Source organism: Xenorhabdus kozodoii (assembly GCF_002632875.1).
GTDB lineage: Bacteria > Pseudomonadota > Gammaproteobacteria > Enterobacterales > Enterobacteriaceae > Xenorhabdus > Xenorhabdus kozodoii.
Genome location: NZ_NJCX01000024.1, coordinates 25,125 through 43,530, shown reverse-complemented (window position 1 = coordinate 43,530; position 18,406 = coordinate 25,125). Strand labels below are relative to the sequence as shown.

Genomic DNA, 18,406 nt, shown 5'->3' with positions numbered 1-18,406 from the left:
TAAACAACCAATGATATTCAAGATAATGAATAAGCCAAGATATGGGCAATCCGCGCTAATTTGTGCATCGCAAGAGTTTCCATAAAAACTTTTCCCCCTACTTTTTATCCACCAAACAATTTTTATCCACCAAACAATTCTTATCCACCAAACAACGGTAACGCCATAATAATGGCATCTTCCTTACCGGTCGCCGTTGGATAATAATTCTTGCGGATAGAAACTTCATTGAACCCCATATCTTCGTATAAACGAATGGCGGATTGGTTAGAGCGCCGAACCTCAAGCCACAACGTATTGATCTTTTTTTCAGGTAATAGGTTGATAAGATGCGTCAGCAATGCCCTGCCATATCCCCGTGATTGGTGCTCAGGGTGAATAGCGATATTAAATAGCGTTGCTTCATCCATGACATATTGCGTTATCGCAAAACCGACAATCTGGTCATTTTGCGTTATCTTATAGTTGAGATAACGCTCTCCTTGATTGGAGTAAAAGGTTTTTTCACTCCATGGAAACGCATGACTGGCCTGTTCTATTTGCAATGCTGCTGCAAGATCAACGGGAGTTAATAGAGAAATATTCTTCATAATGGTAAATTTGTTGCCAAAGAGCACGTTTTGCATTCCCATCAAGAGATAAGTCATTTAATGCTGGGCTTCTCAAAGAAATCCCTTGTATTGATAAGGTAATATCAACCCCCAACAGCCAGCTTGGGCAGTGGATTGATTCCGAAAGTAGCTCAACCTCTTTTGTCGTGATGCAATATACCGATGAGGCATCGATCCCCATGGCTGTGAAAATATCAGCAAACAATGAATGACTTAAGTCAATATGATCATGGCTAATGATCAATAGACGGGTTGAATCAGGGATGAGGACAGATAATTCACCTTGCAAAGCCATTGGGCTACGCAAAACCCATTGGGTGATCCCCAGTCGGGAGAGTAATCTGTCACGTTTTGTCATCGTGTTTTATTCCATCTGCCATAAAAAAATAACAGGTAACATATTATCAGAGGGCTTATCCCTGCGCCAACCAGCCGTCAGTACCGCCCACTGATGTTCAGATAAAGATTTATAAGGAGCTATACATAGATGTCAGTATTAACCCCGGCCAGCGAAGTTATCCTGCGCCATCAAGAGCAATTCCACTCTCAACATCTGCTCTTTGCCGGTGATCTTCAGGATAACCTGGCAACGGAAATTGAAGCCGCAAGTGTGCGTGTACATACTAACCAATATCACCACTGGCAATCCCTGATCCGTCAACTGGGTGATAATGCCTACTTTGGCCTTGTAGCAGACAGCACATTTACCAAAGGCTGTAATACATTGATTTATTATTGGCCCAAAAGCAAACATGAAGCACGTTTTCAACTACGTAATCTGTTTTCCATCCTGCCACCGGGTACTGATATCTTTGTTGTAGGAGAAAACCGTAGTGGCGTACGCAGTATCGATAAGTTAATGGAAGGCATCGCCACTTTCCACAAAATTGATACAGCACGGCGTTGTAGCCTGTTTTACGGCCAATTGAAAAATCAGGTCCAGTTTGATCAGGACAATTGGTGGAACAGCTATCAAGTCGGGGATGCCGTCATCAATACGCTGCCGGGTGTCTTTAGTCAAGATGATTTGGATATCGGCAGCCGCCTGTTGCTTTCGACTTTCGATGCCCCCATCTCTGGCAGCCTGTTGGATATTGCTTGTGGTGCCGGCGTATTGGCAACGGTACTGGGTAAAAAGAACCCTGATTTGTCCCTGACACTAAGTGATGTCAATGCTGCCGCGATCATATCCAGTAAGGCAACACTGCTAGCCAATAAGCTGAAAGGCAATGTGGTCACAAGTAATGTCTATTCTGCCATTGAGGAGAAATTCGACTGGATCATTTCTAATCCTCCCTTCCATGATGGCTTGAAAAACAATTTGACGGCGGCCGAAGATATGATCCGTATGGCACCCAATTATCTGAAATCTGGCGGTAAGTTGCGGATCGTCGCAAACGCTTTTTTACCTTATCCTGAGCTGCTGGATAAAGCCTTTGGCCGCCATCAGGTCATTGCGCAAACAGGTAAATTCAAAGTCTATCAGGCGACCAAGAAATAAGTCGGCAATCGACACCCTGTTTTGCCTGCCCCCGTTTAACGGGGAGCAGGCAATGTCTATTTTTCCTCAGCCTTCCCCAGACACTTCGACATGCCGATTTTTACACCAATCACACGTTTCCTTCCTAAATAATGATTGACGCCAGCCATAAAATCTCTAGAATGCGCCCCCATGCTATCCGTTTAAGTGATAGTGTCTGAGTATGCGAGGGTGGCGGAATTGGTAGACGCGCTAGCTTCAGGTGTTAGTGTTCTTACGGACGTGGGGGTTCAAGTCCCCCCCTTCGCACCAAATCAGACAGCTATCGATTGAACAAACTGGATAAATGGCAGTACCTGCGAGGGTGGCGGAATTGGTAGACGCGCTAGCTTCAGGTGTTAGTGTCCTTACGGACGTGGGGGTTCAAGTCCCCCCCTTCGCACCACTGTTTCCATTTTTCTTTTCTTGTTATTTTAAATCCATCGCATCCCGTATGATGAAAAACAGATCCGTTTGGTCGGTTAAGCCAACGATATTGGCAGCATGCGGACCGTAAGCCGCAACACGTAACTGTGCACCGGTATGTTCCTGTTTATCCCCTTCCGAATTACCATAATTGACCGTCATCACTGCGCCATCTTTTGTAATCAACGAACGCGTCAAGCCAGGCGATTTGACATCAGGCTCAATGATCTGACTAGCATGTGCATGATCAGCCGTCACAATCACCAATGTATCGCCCTGTTCTTTGGCAAATTTAAGGCCAACTTGTACGGCCTTATCCAAGGCGACGGTTTCACCAATCTGCGCACAAGGATTGGCATTGTGATCCTGTTTATCAATCGAAGCACTTTCAACTTGCAGGAAAAAGCCATTTTTATTCTTTTTCAGTAAATTAATCGCTTTTTCTGTCATGTGTTCCAACGTCGGTGCGTTAGGATCTAATTTAGCATTCACGGTGCATTTCACCGGCTTTTCATCGATATTTCCGTGATAAACCGCTTTGGGTCCCTCCCAGGCGACATCCATATTTCCCTGATGAAACAAGCCTAATAGGGGTTTTTGTTGGTTGGCATTTTTGACGGCGGCCAATGATTTCGCATCCGTTACCCATTGGTATCCCTGCTCCAATGCCTGTTGTTGCAAGGTCTTTCCTTTATTAGCACCGGATACCGATTGCTGGGTGAACGATTTTGCCCCTCCTCCCAAGGTCACGTCAGCACGTACCGCCAGTAATTGTTCAGTGATAGAACCTTTACCGCCTTTTTCTAAGGCATTTGTCGCGCAATACTGCGAAGTCTCCTCAGGGCCGTAGCACCGACGATTTATAATATGGGCATATAAAGCGGCGGGGGTTGCATCCTGGATTTCAGCCGTGGTGACATTTCCCGTTGCTTTGCCGTTCTTTTTAGCCAGTTCCAAAAGAGATTGATGAGAGTTGCCAAAAACATCAATTCCCAACGCCCCATTATAGGTTTTGACTCCCGTTGCCCAGGCCGTAGCAGAGGCCGCGGAATCCGTAACATAGTTGGGTTTATGTGTCTTCTTATCTAACGAATAGTGTGTATATTGGCCAGTGAATGGCAAGGCATCGATTCCTTTAAAAAATCCACCAGCACCCTCGGCATAATTACGGGCAAGGGTAATTTCAGAGTCTCCCATGCCATCGCCGATAAACAGGATCACATTCTTGGCTTTGTGATTACTCAGCGCGGCCTTAAGCGCCTCTGTTTGATCTTGGGTCAGACGGCGGGCACCACCAAATTCGGTAATATTGCCTTGAGCCGTGCGCTGTTGCGCCAGAATGTGATTTGAATCACCGGCTGCCCATGCAGGCACTGTAACGCCTGATATCAATACAGCAACGGCCACAGCAAGTCGGCTTTTCTGATGGTTACAATACATAGGATTTTCCTTGCAATCAGATGAATAGGATGAAAAATAATCATGTTGAATTGCCCGGATCATAGATATGTCATATGACAACGAGTTGAACCTATGACGACATTCTTATGACAACGATTTTTCTGCATGGCAACACAGAAAAGATGAGCGCTTGAGTAAGCGCTCTGCCAATATGACTATTCCATGACGATTATCATTCCATTAATAACGCATCATGACCGATTTCAGCTCTGTATAATGCTCAATGAATGCACTGCCAAACTCACGGCCAATCCCGGAAGATTTCATACCACCAAATGGCACCGCAGGATCCAGAAACGTATGCATATTAACCCACAGCATTCCCGCCTTAATACAGGGGATCATACGCATGGCTTTGCTCATATCATTCGTCCATAGGCTGGCAGATAATCCAAATGGCGTCGCATTCATCAGGGTAATTAGCGCTTCCTCATCATCGTAACTGAGGAAAGCGCCGATCGGCCCGAATGTCTCCTCTTTCATTAATGTATCTTCGGCACTGTTGGCTTTAATCACGGTTGGTGCGACAAAAAATCCTGGCCTTTCCAGAGCATAGCCTCCGTAGACAATTTCATTGCCTTCCAGACGCGCTTTTTCAAACATAGACAGGATTTTTTCGTAATGTGCTTTATTTGCCAAAGGCCCTATTTCCGTTGATTCATCAAGGGGAGAGCCAATTTTCATCGCAGATAAGCGTTCAGTAAGTAACGCCAGAACCGCATCCATATGAACAGATGGAATATAAAAACGTTCCGCAGCGGCACAAATTTGCCCTTGATACACATATCCCGCTTCCAATATGCCATCAACGATCTTTTCAACTGGCACATCAGGCAGAAAAGCCGCTGCGTTTTTGCCACCAAGCTCCAGCGTTGTATGCTTCAATCCCTGTTCCAAGGCCAATTTTCCCACGCTCATTCCTGTTGGAACCGAGCCTGTAAAAGTGACTTTGTCACATTGGGGATGATTAATCAGGGAGGAGCCAACGCGAGCGCCTGAGCCATTGACAATATTGATCACACCATCTGGGATACCCACTTCTTTTGCCAGTTCAGCAACACGAAGCATGGTTAAGGGGGTATATTCACTGGGCTTAAGCACAATCGTACAACCACAAGCCAACGCGGCTCCCAATTTCCAGATCGCAATCATGATGGAAAAATTCCACGGAATGATGCCAACGACAACGCCAACAGGCTCACGGCGAGTAAACGCAGAATATTTTTCCCCTTTAAATGATGGCAATGAAACATTTATTGTTTCGCCCGTGATTTTGGTCGACCATCCGGCAAAATAGCGTAAATAATCAGCCGATGCCCCCACATCCAGCATACGGGATAATTGAATTGGCTTCCCGGTGCATAAACTTTCCAGTTGCGCTAACTCTTCACTATTCTTTTGTAATAGATCAGCCAACCGGTTCAGGCAATTTCCCCGTTCTATCGGCGAAGTCTGTGCCCACACGCCGTGAAAAGCATCGGATGCCGCCTGCATTGCCTGATTAACTTCGTGCTCCCCGCCTTGATTAATTTCAGTTATCACTTCACCGGATGCGGGATTTACGATAGAAAAAGTTTCATTTGCCTGACCAAGAACAGAAGCACCCTGAATATAATGACCGTGAGAGCGCTGCAAAAAAGCGGTAACGGACGCCAGCAAATTCATTTCACTCATCATTTTTCCCCTGTTTAGTCAGACACTTGCCCATTGATGCACGCCATATAATGTTTGACGAAACGTTCACTGGTGATTTCCCACAAGACTTCACTCCCTTTTGCCGCAAACCACGAATCGCCTTTATGATATTCAACCATAACCCCTGTTTTAACATCAGTTAGTTTCACTGAACCTTCATGCACTGTTGCCATCTCATCAAAGGGATAGATCATGTTAAATTTGCCCTTAGTGCAGGCAAAAATACCACATGTCAGATTATCCGATGGCTCGCCGTGGATCATGGCTACGCTCACCTGCGGATCACCTTCCACTACAATAGAACCAAGATGAGTGACGCTGCCAATTGGCATTAATTCAGGAAGTGCTTTATCTAACACTAATGGCTTTATCATGATTTTTACCTTTAACTGTTGCGTTCCAAAAATGTGAAAAGAATGGGTGACAAGAAAAAACCTAAATAGTGATAAAACTAGCGACGTCCTTGCCAATAGCCTGAGGTTTGGTGCCAAGTTTTACCGATGGAGAGCAGGACATTTCTCAGTTTGTCTTTTCCAATGATATTGAGATGTGGAACCGAACTGAGTAACGAATAACGTTCCGAGCCTTCGCTCATTCCCTCAGCCAAAATTTTGCAGATGATGTGGCTTGGCGTTACCCCAAAACCCGAATAGCCCTGGACATAAAACACATTGTTATGCGCAGGCAGAGAACCAATTTGCGGGAACAGGTTAGCGCTGCAACATAATGGTCCACCCCAAGCCAGCTCTATCTTCACATCGTTCAAATAAGGGAAAGTCTTAAGCATCAGGTGGCGGTTCCATGCTTTTAAATCGGAAGGGATATATTCAATAAAATGTGTCGCACTGCCATATAACAGGCGATTTTCCTTGGTAACACGGTAGTAATCGATAACTGGGCTAATATCGCTGTATGCCCCTCGAATTGGACTGATCCTTTCAATCACATCGTCCGGCAGCTCTTCTGTCATCAGTTGAAAAGCATAGGTATTGATCGTTTTTCTATAAATAGTCGGTTCGAGGCCATCCAAAAAGCCATTGCAGGCCCACAACATTTTATTGGCGCGAACTGATCCCGTTACTGTGCGTACGGTGACTCTGGAACCATACTCTACGTTTACAACCTGACTGTTTTCAAAAATTTTAACGCCATATTCAGTGGCAGCCTTGGCCTCTCCCAGTAACAAGTTGAGCGAGTGAACATGCCCGCCTCCCATATGTTTTAACGCACTAGTATAACGGTCTGAGCCAATGATTTTTTTAACATCTGAACCCGTATAAAGCGCAATATCTTCATCGGGGGAGGCCTGGCGAAATTCCTGTAGCCAACTGTGCAAGGTTTTATCATGTCGCGAATTCCAGCCAAGGTAGGCATAACCTTGGCAAAAGTCAGCCTGAATATCATATTTGGCAATGCGATCACGAATAATCCCTGCGCCCAATCCACTGATTTTAAATAGGGTTTCCAGACCTTTTTTACCCACATGGCGTTTGATTTTATTCAGGTCATGACCAATGCCCGTCATCACCTGACCACCATTACGGCCTGTACCGCCATATCCCAAAGTTCGGCCTTCCAAAATAGCAATATTCGTGATGCCTTTTTCTGCCAGCTCTAATGCCGTATTGATGCCTGAAAAACCGCCACCAATGATAACGACATCAACATCCAGATCTTCTGTCAGCATCGGGAAACGAAGATCGTATTTTTTTGTCGCCGTATAATATGTTAATGAATCAAGTTTATTATTCATGTTATACCCCATGAGCATTTGCTTACCCCTGATGGTGTACAACCAATCACCTTGCGATTCCTTTTCTCAGGGAGGTTTATCACATTTATTGAACGTAAGTTGTCCAGATGTATTAACAAAACAAACAAAAGCAAAATATTAATAAGTTAATAAATTGATAAAATAGCATTCATGCATTTCATGCTTGATATATATGAATCATATGTACTTAAAATGCTCAAATCATTTGTTGCCTTTGTGTTAATCAAATCGCAATTATTAAAATATTTATTGTTAAATTATTGCTTTTACATTTTGGTTTTGTGATAGGTTTTGGAGGAATTTTTTTGACCATGAATTATTCTGAAAGTAGATATTTACCTATGTACCTAATAAGTTTCGAGTTGTAACCGACAAAACAGTAACTTGAAAAATAAAAGGTATAATCTCTGGAAAGGAATAAATATGCTGCCCAAAAAAATTATCCTTGACTGCGATCCCGGCCATGATGATGCCATTGCTCTCTTGCTTGCCCACGGGACTCCCAGTATTGAACTGTTAGCTGTAACGACCGTTGTTGGTAACCAAACCCTGAATAAAGTTACCCGCAATGCCCTTTGTATTGCACGCATCGCTAATATTCGTCATGTCCCTTTCGCAGCCGGTTGCCACCGCCCACTTGTTCGAGAGATCAAGACAGCCCCCGACATTCATGGTGAAACAGGTCTGGATGGTCCTATTCTTCCCGAACCTGACATGAAACTGGATGCTCGCCATGCAGTTGATCTCATTATTGATGTGATTATGGAAAACCCACCCAAGAGTGTGACTTTGGTTCCAACCGCGGGTTTGACCAATATCGCAATGGCGGCACGTAAGGCACCGCAAATTGTTGAGCGTGTCAAGGAAGTTGTATTAATGGGAGGGGGTTATCATAAAGGAAACAAAAGTGCAGTGGCAGAGTTCAATATTCTGATCGATCCAGAAGCTGCACACATTGTTTTTAATGAAAAATGGCCGCTGACGATGGTTGGTTTAGATCTCACTCACCAAGCGCAAGCAACACCTGAAATTATTGAAGCCATCGCCCAGATTAAAACACGTTCCAGCCAATTCGTTTTGGATGCACTGAAATTTTATGGCGATAGGTATCGTGAGCATCAAGGATTCGGTTATCCGCCTGTGCATGATCCCTGTGCCGTAGCCTATGTGATCAACCCTGATGTTATAACGACCCAAAAAGTCCCCATTGATATTGAACTGACAGGCACTTTAACAACAGGAATGACAGTGGCAGATTTTCGTTTTCCGCCACCTGAGGATTGCCATACGCAAGTGGCTGTCAAATTGGATCATGCCAAATTCTGGCAATTAGTGATTGATGCCCTGAAAAATATAGGTGAAACAACTTACTGATGTTATTGATTTTATTTGATCTATCCCTTGACCATTGAGACTGCCCTTCCGCCTCAATGGTCAAGGACATTTTTGTCAAACTAATCGACTCCCCATTAACACAGCACTACCTAAGATCAAAAATAATGTGGCATGCTGTAGTACTTTATCAGACATATGCTTTATCAAATATCTGGCAAAAGGGATAGCCAGCAAAGAGCCAACAAACAGTACCAACGCCAGTTTCCAATCCGTATGCCCGCCGTAGGCATAAGCAAAAGCAGAGGAACCGGATAACATCATCGTAATAAAGAGGGAAACACCGACCGCTTGCTTAATGCTCATTTGCCCATAGCGCAACAATAACGGCAATACCACGACACCGCCACCCACACCGGTCGCCCCAAGCACCAATCCGGCTCCTGTCCCAGGCAGTAAGAGGGGCTTAATCAGCCCAGATTGTCGTTGTGATTGGTCTATGTGTAATTTAGGCTGGCGTATTCGGCGATAAAAAAGATAAAGGGAAAATAAGATAGCCAGTAAAACCAGTAGGTTGATCCCCCATTCAAGCTGTAGCCGATTATGGCTTAAATGACTCAGCATGGTGACGCCATAACTGGCGAACACCGTACCGGGTATCATGATCAGCAGAATAATCAAAGATTGTCGTAAGGGAATATTTCCCATGCGAAAGTGCATATAAGAAGATGATATTTTCATCAGCATTGAAAGAAGATTAGCCGTTGCTACAGAAGCTAATGCATCCAATCCAAAAAAATAGGTCAGGATTGGCAAAACTATCACGCCACCGCCCACACCAGTAGTACTGATAATCAAACCAACAATCGCCCCAATTGCAAGTTCAGGGATCAATAGCATCATCTCATTTCCAATTGATATCGAATCAAACGTCTTTTTTTACCAAATTTTCAGCCCGCACCGCCCATAATATGGCAAAAATAAATATCATATTCAAAAATAGAATATATTTTTCAGCCTAATGTTCAAGCCAGGCAGCCAGAGAATGCCATCGCAGCCTTATTGACTGCGACGTTGCAACTGAAAGAAAGTAAAGGTATAGAAGCTGAGTTGATAAAAGTTATGTCCCTGACAAAATGCTCGCGTTGTTCCCTTGCTAGCGTGTTTTAACGGGGAGGCGGTATTGTCCCAAAATCGAACAATTCATTGAGTTCAATCTGTAGTCCATTTGCTATCACATAGATAATTTCCAAGGTAGGATTCCTGACACCACGCTCAATGCCACTCACATAAGTGCGATCCAATCCACACTTGTCGGCAAAAGCCTCTTGTGACATCCCAGCTTCTCTCCTGAGATACCTAATTCTTTGACCAAACAGGGATCTTATATTGTTCGATTTTTTCATCCGATAAGTATCGATTCATGTTACTTATCCGACCACGGACTATAAGTCACGTTTCAGCAGGAGTTATGCTATGATGTGTGGCTTATAGTCTACTGAATACTGGCTGACTTTTTAATTGAAAAAGATGATTACTAACTGATAACAGGAGGGTTTAAGAATGGAAAAAAAAGACTGGCATTCTGCTGACATCATCGCTGAGCTGAAAAAACGCGGAACAACACTATCAGAAGTGTCGCGAACAGCAGGGCTGGCGTCATCAACCCTTGCCAACGCACTGCAACGACATTGGCCAAAAGGCGAGCGCCTCATTGCAGCCGCATTGGGACGCCCGCCAGAAGAAATATGGCCTTCGCGTTATGAAAAGAAATAATGATAAACCCAGCCCTGCGCTGGGTTTATTTATCGGCCATCAGCTCGCCAGTTTTAAGCCAATAATGCCAATCACAATCAAACTCAAGCTCAATATCCGCGCAAAATTCGCCGATTCTCCCAGCACCATGATGCCAAAAATTGCCGTACCTACCGCGCCAATCCCCGTCCACACGGCATAGGCAGTTCCTGCTGGCAGATTTTTCATGGCATAGGCGAGTAACCCCATACTGACAACCATCGCGCTGATCGTCATTAAACTCGGCACCAAACGTGAAAAACCGTGAGTATATTTCAGGCCCACTGCCCACACTATTTCCAACAAACCCGCAATAAGAAGGATGAACCAAGACATGTCTTCCCTTTATATGATGATAAGTGGGGTCGTCCCCAATAAGATGACGTTTATCCAGGTCGTCCAGGATAACGATAAGAGATGAAATGGGATTATAGCTAGCCGCAATGATAATAACCAATGAGTGACAACAAAAAAACCGCAACCTCTGGACGAAGAGGCTGCGGTTTTTTTAAAATAACAAGGGCAATTATTTTACGCGAGAAACGTATTCGCCAGAACGGGTATCAACTTTGATCACTTCGCCGATTTGCACAAACAGAGGTACTTTAACAACAGCGCCGGTGCTCAACGTTGCCGGTTTACCGCCGGTGCCAGCAGTATCACCTTTCAGACCTGGATCGGTATCAACGATTTCCAGTTCAACGAAATTGGGTGGCGTGACAGAGATAGGACGGCCATCCCACAGAGTCAGAATACATTCTGCCTGATCGATCAGCCATTTTTCACTGTCACCAATGGCTTTTGCATCAGCAGCCAACTGCTCAAAAGTTTCGTTATTCATGAAGTGCCAGAATTCGCCGTCGTTGTACAAATAAGTCAGGTTGATATCCATGACATCTGCACTTTCAACAGAATCTGTTGATTTGAAAGTTTTTTCCAGCAGTTTACCCGAGATCAGTTTACGAATACGGACGCGGGCGAATGCCTGACCTTTACCTGGTTTAACAAATTCACTGTCAAGAATAGCGCACGGCTCGCCATCTAACATGATTTTAAGACCTGAACGGAATTCATTGGTACTATAAGTAGCCATGGAGATCCTCTAATTTTTAACAAATGGCTTAGCCAAAAAAATGGCACATATTATAACCCATATACCCCCCGCCAGAGAAGCCTGGCTACAACATCTTGCGGATGTTATTACAAATCCCAGTGAATTATTGCAACTATTATCCTTAAACACGCATACGATGCTACAAGAAGGTAATGATGCGAAGCGTTTATTTCCGCTGCGTGTACCGAGAGCATTTGTGGCACGGATGAAAAAGGGTGATCCCCGTGATCCCTTGCTATTACAAGTTCTGACCTCACGGGAAGAGTTTGCAACGTCTCCTGGTTTTTCCACTGATCCATTGGATGAACAACGGAGTATTGTTCCTGGCCTATTGCATAAATACCGCAATCGCGCCTTGCTATTGGTCAAAGGGGGCTGTGCGGTTAATTGTCGTTATTGTTTTCGTCGTCATTTTCCTTATGAGGACAATAAAGGTAACAAAAACAACTGGCAGCTTGCCTTAAATTATATTGAACAGCACCCTGAACTGGATGAAATTATCTTTTCTGGCGGTGATCCGCTAATGGCTAAGGATCATGAACTGGACTGGTTAATCAGCCACATTGAATCCATTGCACATATTAAGCGGTTACGCATTCATACCCGCTTGCCGGTTGTGATCCCTGATCGCATTACACTTTCGCTGTGCAACCGTTTAGCACAAACCCGCTTACAGGTGATCATGGTAACGCACATCAACCATGCCAATGAAATTGATGATGCGTTCCGCACAAGCATGACACGGCTAAAACAAGCTGGCGTGACACTACTGAACCAAAGTGTGATGTTACGTGATATCAATAATAATGCAGATACTCTGGCTGACTTAAGTCATGCACTCTTCGACGCAGGTATATTGCCTTACTACATTCACGTTTTGGATAAAGTTCAAGGCGCGGCACATTTTCTTGTGGATGATGAAGAAGCAAAAGCTATCATGCGAGAATTATTGACTAAAGTATCGGGTTATCTGGTTCCTGGCCTGACAAGGGAAATTGGTGGAGAACCAAGCAAAACACCGCTGGATTTAGGGCTAGCCCAAAACGAGTGATAAGATTAGGCCGCGCCACCACCAATAAAGCGCTTTTTAACGGGCAATGTACAGAAGCTAAATGTATACGCGAAACATTCTTTCTGGGCATTGCCCAAACCACTTTATCACTAGCCCCATCGATTTTTTGCATTACATACCCATAAACGGCACCATCTGGTCTTCGGGGCAATATTTTTGTTTTTTATTTCATTGGACTGATGGCATTAATGCTTAGGGGCACTTATAGACCTGGCCAACCATTTTGCTATCCACGGGGACAAAACTCGCCAACAATCCCTCGGACGGACTATTTACGCCATAAATAACATTGCCGCCCATTTCAGCTGCTTTATTACGTAAGTCGTTGGCTGCACTGCGCATAGAACTGCTCTCATTACTAACGCCATTAAGCCAGTTGCTTTGAATGCCAGTAACTTCACCTAACCGCTGACATTCACTCGCGGGTTGCTCATCCACAAAACGGACATGAGTGCCTGCGGAGGTGAGTTGGTGAGTTGTTGTACACCCTGCCAACAAGAATGCTGCCGCACCAAACAAAATTTTAATTCGCATAACTTCCCTCATTGGTTATAGAAATTCCTACCGTGGTGACAAATATACCCTTTTGTCTCTCATCAGGACAAAAAAATAAAAAGGCGAGCAAGTTTTCCTTGCTCGCCTTCAAAGGCTTGTCCTAACAGATGGGTAATTCCATCATCAGGGTGAACAGCATTACATCATGCCGCCCATTCCACCCATGCCGCCCATACCGCCGGCTGCACCTAAGTCAGCTTTGTCATCTTTAGGCAGTTCAGTCACCATTGCTTCGGTCGTGATCATCAGGCCAGCGATAGAAGCCGCGAATTGCAGTGCAGAACGGGTTACCTTAGTTGGATCCAGGATACCCATGTCGATCATATCGCCGTACTGTTCAGTTGCAGCGTTATAACCGTAGTTGTCTTTGCCTGCTTTCACGTTATTGACAACAACAGATGGCTCTTCACCTGCGTTGTCGACGATCTGACGCATTGGCGCTTCCATTGCACGCAGTGCAACACGGATACCTACGTTCTGATCTTCGTTATCACCGGTCAGGTCAGTGATAGCCGCAGCGACGCGAACCAGGGCAACACCACCACCCGCAACAACACCTTCTTCGACAGCCGCACGCGTTGCGTGCAGTGCATCGTCAACGCGTGCGCGTTTTTCTTTCATTTCAACTTCAGTTGCTGCGCCCACTTTGATGACAGCAACACCGCCAGCCAGTTTCGCGACACGCTCTTGCAGTTTTTCACGGTCATAGTCAGAAGTCGATTCTTCGATTTGCTGACGGATCTGAGTAACACGCGCAGCAATTGTGCTTTCTTCACCTACACCATCAATGATAATTGTGGTGTCTTTGTTGATAACAATACGTTTTGCTTGACCCAGATCTTCCAGAGTCGCTTTTTCCAGCTCCAGACCAATCTCTTCAGAGATAACAGTACCGTTGGTCAGGGTAGCGATATCTTGCAGCATGGCTTTACGGCGATCACCGAAGCCAGGTGCTTTAACCGCAGCAACTTTCACGATACCACGCATATTGTTAACAACCAGCGTTGCCAATGCTTCACCTTCAACATCTTCAGCGATGATCACCAAAGGCTTGCTTGCCTTGGCTACGCCTTCCAGAACTGGCAACAGTTCACGGATGTTGGAGATTTTCTTGTCAACCAGCAGGATGTATGGGTTTTCCAGTTCAACAGAGCCAGCTTCTGGTTTGTTGATGAAATAAGGAGACAGGTAGCCACGGTCGAACTGCATACCTTCAACAACATCCAACTCGTCTTCCAGACCAGTACCTTCTTCAACGGTGATGACACCTTCTTTACCGACTTTATCCATCGCTTCTGCGATCAGTTTACCTACGGTTTCGTCGGCGTTTGCAGAGATAGTACCAACCTGTGCAATAGCAGTGGAATCAGAGCAAGGTACGGACAGTTTTTTCAGCGCTTCAACAGAGGCAGAAACGGCTTTATCGATACCACGCTTCAGATCCATTGGATTCATGCCGGCAGCAACAGCTTTCAGACCTTCGGTGACGATAGCTTGGGCCAGTACGGTTGCTGTAGTAGTACCATCACCTGCCGCATCATTAGCTTTAGAGGCGACTTCTTTAACCATCTGAGCACCCATGTTTTCGAATTTGTCTTCCAATTCGATTTCACGCGCTACAGATACACCGTCTTTAGTGATGACAGGCGAACCGAAAGATTTATCCAAAACTACATTACGGCCTTTAGGACCCAAAGTCACTTTAACTGCATCAGCCAGTACATTCACACCGCGTAGCATTTTGCTGCGAGCATCATTACCAAATTTTACGTCTTTAGCTGCCATTGTGTCTTTCCTTTAAATTCATTCAATTAAGAAGATCTAAGCGTAACTAGATTCTCAATTACGCTTCAACAATTGCCAGAATATCGCTTTCAGACATGATCAATACTTCTTCATTATCGATCTTTTCTGTTTTAACGCCGTAACCTTCATTAAAAATGACGGTATCACCCACTTTTACATCCAGCGCTTTCACTTCCCCGTTTTCGAGGATGCGGCCATGGCCGACTGCTAAAATTTTTCCACGGGTAGATTTGCCCGCAGCAGATCCCGTCAGAACAATGCCGCCAGCGGATTTTGATTCAACTTCTGTACGCTTAACGATAACGCGGTCATGTAATGGACGAATTTTCATTGAGAGATCTCCTATAAATAAAGTCCATATCAGGTAAAGAGGATTGATACCAGAACCCAACAGAACCAGTACCATGAAGCTACAAATTGGGGCTTGGGATCATGACTTCAAGGGTGGGTAGCAAAAAATATTTTACTTTTTTCTCATCCACTGAAATTTCAGCCAACGCAGCAAGCAATCATTTCTTATTGTGTTCACTGCCAGACTCACCCTTATTTGGGGAGTTATCGGATTTTTGGTCATCCAGGATATGGGGAGCCCCCTCTTGCCTGCGCTCATATTCTCCCTCAAAAGTCTGCCCACTCTGACCATAACCGCCACCACGATTACCGGAACCATTAAAAGTATTCGGACGGTAAAACTTAATATAAGGCAATAACTTCGCTGTCAGGAGTTTCTGTACAGGCGTCAATAACAGCAGTAATCCGAGAAAATCGGTGAAGAAACCCGGCAGGATCAATAAGAATCCCGCGATAACCAGAGAAACACTTTTCACCGCTTCTTCGGCAGGATTTTCACCAACCGCGATTTTTTGCTGCATAGAGATAAAATTCTTGATGCCTTGATTACGCACAAGGGATACACCAAGACAAGAGGTAAGAATAACCAGTAACAGAGTCAACAAAACCCCAACTTCAGAGGCAAGCCGAACAAACAGGACGGACTCGATGTAGACCAGAAGACATATAAGGATAAGCGGGAGCCAACGCACGTGGTTCTCCTTTCATTACTATTGAGAGTTCATACTATTTGATCATTCACACTATGTTAGACATCTAATAGAGGGGTAGATCACATAATTATGGTGTCAGGTAATACAAGTGGGGATAATCATGGCCGTTTTCAATACTTAAAACACTTAACTTTCGCCCTCCGTAATCGTGACCTTAGTCACACATATGTAATTTCATCAATAAAATAGCACTATAAAGTGATCCAGGTTCAAGGCATTTCTGACAAATCCACATATGATCGCGCCAGCAATTTCGTGATAAGTATCTAATATCAAGGAAATTGTTGTCGGCAACATTATTTCTCAACAAACACTTAATAGAACAGCCAAAAAACGTATCTAATTTTAAGAAGGTTCTCATGTCAAACAACATTCGTATCGAAGAAGACCTGTTAGGTAAACGAGAAGTTCCTGCTGAAGCCTACTACGGTATTCACACTCTACGTGCGATTGAAAACTTTTATATCAGTGACCGTACCATCAACAGTGTACCGGAATTTATCCGAGGGATGGTGATGGTGAAGAAAGCCGCAGCACTGGCAAACAAAGAACTTCATACTATTCCTGGAAAAGCGGCGGACATCATTGTCAAAGCATGTGATGAAATCCTGATTAAAGGCAAATGTATGGATCAATTCCCTGTTGATGTCTTTCAGGGTGGCGCAGGTACTTCACTGAACATGAACACCAATGAGGTGCTGGCAAATATCGGCCTGGAGCTGATGGGACATCAAAAAGGTGAATATGAGTACCTGAACCCAAATGATCACCTAAACAGAAGCCAGTCAACCAATGACGCTTATCCTACAGGCTTCCGTATTGCTGTTTACAACTCCCTGATGCACTTAATTGATTCCATTGGGTTGCTAAAAGAAGGCTTCGATAAAAAAGGCGTTGAATTCGATGACATCCTGAAAATGGGTCGTACCCAGTTGCAAGATGCTGTCCCTATGACTTTGGGCCAAGAATTCCGCGCTTTCTCTGTGCTGTTGAAAGAAGAAATCAAAAACATCACTCGCACGGCAGAGCTGCTGCTGGAAGTGAACCTTGGTGCCACCGCTATTGGTACTGGCTTAAATACCGCACCAGGTTACCAAAAGCTGGTCGTTGAAAAATTGGCCGAAGTCACAGGTTTGCCTTGCCAACCGGCAGAAGATTTGATAGAAGCCACCTCTGACTGTGGCGCTTACGTCATGGTTCACAGTGCGTTAAAGCGTCTGGCTGTTAAAATGTCCAAGATTTGTAACGACTTACGCCTGCTCTCTTCCGGCCCTCGTGCTGGCCTGAATGAAATCAACCTGCCAGAATTACAAGCAGGCTCTTCCATCATGCCAGCTAAAGTTAACCCTGTTGTGCCAGAAGTGGTTAACCAGGTTTGCTTCAAAGTTATCGGTAACGATACCTGTATCACGATGGCAGCAGAAGCGGGGCAGTTGCAGCTTAACGTCATGGAACCGGCGATTGGTCAGGCGATGTTTGAATCTATGTCTATCCTGAACAATGCATGCCGTAATTTGGTTGAAAAATGTATCAATGGGATTACTGCCAATAGGAAAGTCTGCGAAAGTTTCGTATTCAACTCTATCGGGATCGTGACTTATCTGAACCCATTCATTGGTCACCACAATGGCGATATCGTAGGTAAGATCTGCGCTGAAACAGGCAAGAGCGTCCGCGAAGTCGTGCTTGAACGCGGTCTGCTGACCGAAACTGAATTAGATGATATTTTCTCCGTTGAGAACCTAAAACATCCAACTTATAAAGCAAAACGTTTTGATAACTAATTAAATGATTATAATAACGAGTTCGTCTTAATCATTAAGGCACGCATTCCAATCGGAGCGTGCCTTTTTAATAATTATATAAATTATTCCACTTTTATTTAAAATAAACAGACACCTAAAAGCAATAATCTTAATCCGTCATTCCGCAGCTATATCTGTAATATACTGATTTTAAATAAATTGCAAATATTATTAGGTTACCATGAATGTTAGATGAATTAAAAGATCAAGACAACATCCATTTCACATAATGCAATAATTTTCATTACACAACAATATTTATTGTTTATTTACACAAGTAAAATACATTGTATCCTTGGAATACATATATATTAAATGTATTAGAAAAGGATAAGTCAGTGAAGATCGTTATACCTCATGAAACTCGTCAATTATGGC

The 18,406-nt window shown here is 44.3% G+C and carries 19 protein-coding genes and 2 tRNA genes; 7 read left to right on the top strand and 14 right to left on the bottom strand.

The features are described from left to right. Positions 1 to 140: 140 nt before the first annotated feature. Entirely contained in the window at positions 141 to 590 is a 450-nt protein-coding gene (gene rimI, locus Xkoz_RS15415) for a ribosomal protein S18-alanine N-acetyltransferase (RefSeq protein ID WP_099142949.1), read from the bottom strand. Then, entirely contained in the window at positions 559 to 969 is a 411-nt protein-coding gene (locus tag Xkoz_RS15410; RefSeq protein ID WP_099142948.1) for a DNA polymerase III subunit psi, read from the bottom strand. Before Xkoz_RS15410 ends, rimI begins: the two co-directional genes overlap by 32 nt. A gap of 129 nt (positions 970 to 1,098) precedes the next feature. On the opposite strand from Xkoz_RS15410, the gene rsmC reads away from it, so the two are divergent. The 3 genes from rsmC (at position 1,099) to Xkoz_RS15395 (ending at position 2,536) form a co-directional block, all read left to right on the top strand. Continuing rightward, positions 1,099 to 2,112: a 16S rRNA (guanine(1207)-N(2))-methyltransferase RsmC gene (gene rsmC / locus Xkoz_RS15405; RefSeq protein WP_099142947.1), complete on the top strand. Its 1,014-nt coding sequence runs from the start codon at positions 1,099 to 1,101 to the stop codon at positions 2,110 to 2,112. A 204-nt stretch (positions 2,113 to 2,316) separates the two neighbouring features. Then, positions 2,317 to 2,403: transfer RNA gene (locus Xkoz_RS15400), tRNA-Leu, on the top strand. 46 nt (positions 2,404 to 2,449) lie between these two features. Continuing rightward, positions 2,450 to 2,536: transfer RNA gene (locus Xkoz_RS15395), tRNA-Leu, on the top strand. Positions 2,537 to 2,559: 23 nt separating this feature from the next. On the opposite strand, the gene phoA is transcribed toward Xkoz_RS15395, so the two are convergent. The 4 genes from phoA to Xkoz_RS15375 all read right to left on the bottom strand — a co-directional run bounded on the left by phoA (position 2,560) and on the right by Xkoz_RS15375 (position 7,465). Further along, the gene (gene phoA, locus Xkoz_RS15390; RefSeq protein ID WP_099142946.1) at positions 2,560 to 3,996 is read right to left on the bottom strand and encodes an alkaline phosphatase; all 1,437 of its coding nucleotides are present in this window, start codon (positions 3,994 to 3,996) and stop codon (positions 2,560 to 2,562) included. A 201-nt stretch (positions 3,997 to 4,197) separates the two neighbouring features. After that, complete coding sequence (locus tag Xkoz_RS15385) at positions 4,198 to 5,691, bottom strand: aldehyde dehydrogenase family protein (protein WP_099142945.1); 1,494 nt, start codon at positions 5,689 to 5,691, stop codon at positions 4,198 to 4,200. A 14-nt stretch (positions 5,692 to 5,705) separates the two neighbouring features. Further along, the gene (locus tag Xkoz_RS15380; RefSeq protein WP_099142944.1) at positions 5,706 to 6,086 is read right to left on the bottom strand and encodes a cupin domain-containing protein; all 381 of its coding nucleotides are present in this window, start codon (positions 6,084 to 6,086) and stop codon (positions 5,706 to 5,708) included. A gap of 77 nt (positions 6,087 to 6,163) precedes the next feature. Then, complete coding sequence (locus tag Xkoz_RS15375) at positions 6,164 to 7,465, bottom strand: NAD(P)/FAD-dependent oxidoreductase (RefSeq protein WP_099142971.1); 1,302 nt, start codon at positions 7,463 to 7,465, stop codon at positions 6,164 to 6,166. Between the two features lie 444 nt (positions 7,466 to 7,909). Here Xkoz_RS15375 and uriH point away from each other — a divergent pair, with 444 nt between their 5' ends. Beyond that, the gene (gene uriH / locus Xkoz_RS15370; RefSeq protein WP_099142943.1) at positions 7,910 to 8,860 is read left to right on the top strand and encodes a uridine-preferring nucleoside hydrolase UriH; all 951 of its coding nucleotides are present in this window, start codon (positions 7,910 to 7,912) and stop codon (positions 8,858 to 8,860) included. A gap of 75 nt (positions 8,861 to 8,935) precedes the next feature. On the opposite strand, the gene Xkoz_RS15365 is transcribed toward uriH, so the two are convergent. After that, the gene (locus Xkoz_RS15365; RefSeq protein WP_099142970.1) at positions 8,936 to 9,718 is read right to left on the bottom strand and encodes a sulfite exporter TauE/SafE family protein; all 783 of its coding nucleotides are present in this window, start codon (positions 9,716 to 9,718) and stop codon (positions 8,936 to 8,938) included. 266 nt (positions 9,719 to 9,984) lie between these two features. Further along, a complete protein-coding gene (locus Xkoz_RS15360; protein WP_099142942.1) occupies positions 9,985 to 10,155 on the bottom strand; it encodes a helix-turn-helix domain-containing protein in 171 nt (56 codons plus the stop codon). 226 nt (positions 10,156 to 10,381) lie between these two features. On the opposite strand from Xkoz_RS15360, the gene Xkoz_RS15355 reads away from it, so the two are divergent. After that, a complete protein-coding gene (locus tag Xkoz_RS15355) occupies positions 10,382 to 10,594 on the top strand; it encodes a helix-turn-helix domain-containing protein (protein WP_099142941.1) in 213 nt (70 codons plus the stop codon). Positions 10,595 to 10,633: 39 nt separating this feature from the next. Here the strand turns inward: Xkoz_RS15355 and sugE are convergent, their stop codons facing one another. Both sugE and efp read right to left on the bottom strand, forming a co-directional pair. Continuing rightward, positions 10,634 to 10,948 (bottom strand): quaternary ammonium compound efflux SMR transporter SugE, encoded by a 315-nt coding sequence (gene sugE, locus Xkoz_RS15350; protein WP_099142940.1) that lies wholly within the window; start codon positions 10,946 to 10,948, stop codon positions 10,634 to 10,636. A gap of 190 nt (positions 10,949 to 11,138) precedes the next feature. Then, positions 11,139 to 11,705: an elongation factor P gene (gene efp / locus Xkoz_RS15345; RefSeq protein WP_099142939.1), complete on the bottom strand. Its 567-nt coding sequence runs from the start codon at positions 11,703 to 11,705 to the stop codon at positions 11,139 to 11,141. 40 nt (positions 11,706 to 11,745) lie between these two features. Here efp and epmB point away from each other — a divergent pair, with 40 nt between their 5' ends. Continuing rightward, positions 11,746 to 12,777 carry an EF-P beta-lysylation protein EpmB gene (epmB, locus tag Xkoz_RS15340; RefSeq protein WP_099142938.1) on the top strand — a complete coding sequence of 344 codons (1,032 nt, stop codon included), beginning with the start codon at positions 11,746 to 11,748 and terminating at the stop codon, positions 12,775 to 12,777. A gap of 213 nt (positions 12,778 to 12,990) precedes the next feature. On the opposite strand, the gene Xkoz_RS15335 is transcribed toward epmB, so the two are convergent. The 4 genes from Xkoz_RS15335 to Xkoz_RS15320 form a co-directional block, all read right to left on the bottom strand. Beyond that, on the bottom strand, positions 12,991 to 13,332 hold the full coding sequence (locus Xkoz_RS15335; protein ID WP_099142937.1) for a DUF4156 domain-containing protein: 342 nt from the start codon (positions 13,330 to 13,332) through the stop codon (positions 12,991 to 12,993). Between the two features lie 159 nt (positions 13,333 to 13,491). Continuing rightward, positions 13,492 to 15,138, bottom strand: a complete 1,647-nt coding sequence (gene groL / locus Xkoz_RS15330) for a chaperonin GroEL (RefSeq protein ID WP_099142936.1) — start codon at positions 15,136 to 15,138, stop codon at positions 13,492 to 13,494. Between the two features lie 58 nt (positions 15,139 to 15,196). Beyond that, complete coding sequence (locus tag Xkoz_RS15325) at positions 15,197 to 15,490, bottom strand: co-chaperone GroES (protein WP_099142935.1); 294 nt, start codon at positions 15,488 to 15,490, stop codon at positions 15,197 to 15,199. Between the two features lie 178 nt (positions 15,491 to 15,668). After that, positions 15,669 to 16,202, bottom strand: coding sequence for an FxsA family protein (locus tag Xkoz_RS15320; RefSeq protein ID WP_099142934.1), 534 nt, complete (start codon positions 16,200 to 16,202; stop codon positions 15,669 to 15,671). Between the two features lie 380 nt (positions 16,203 to 16,582). Between Xkoz_RS15320 and aspA the strand changes: the two genes are divergently transcribed. Continuing rightward, a complete protein-coding gene (gene aspA, locus Xkoz_RS15315) occupies positions 16,583 to 18,007 on the top strand; it encodes an aspartate ammonia-lyase (protein ID WP_099142933.1) in 1,425 nt (474 codons plus the stop codon). The last annotated feature ends 399 nt before the right edge of the window (positions 18,008 to 18,406 follow it).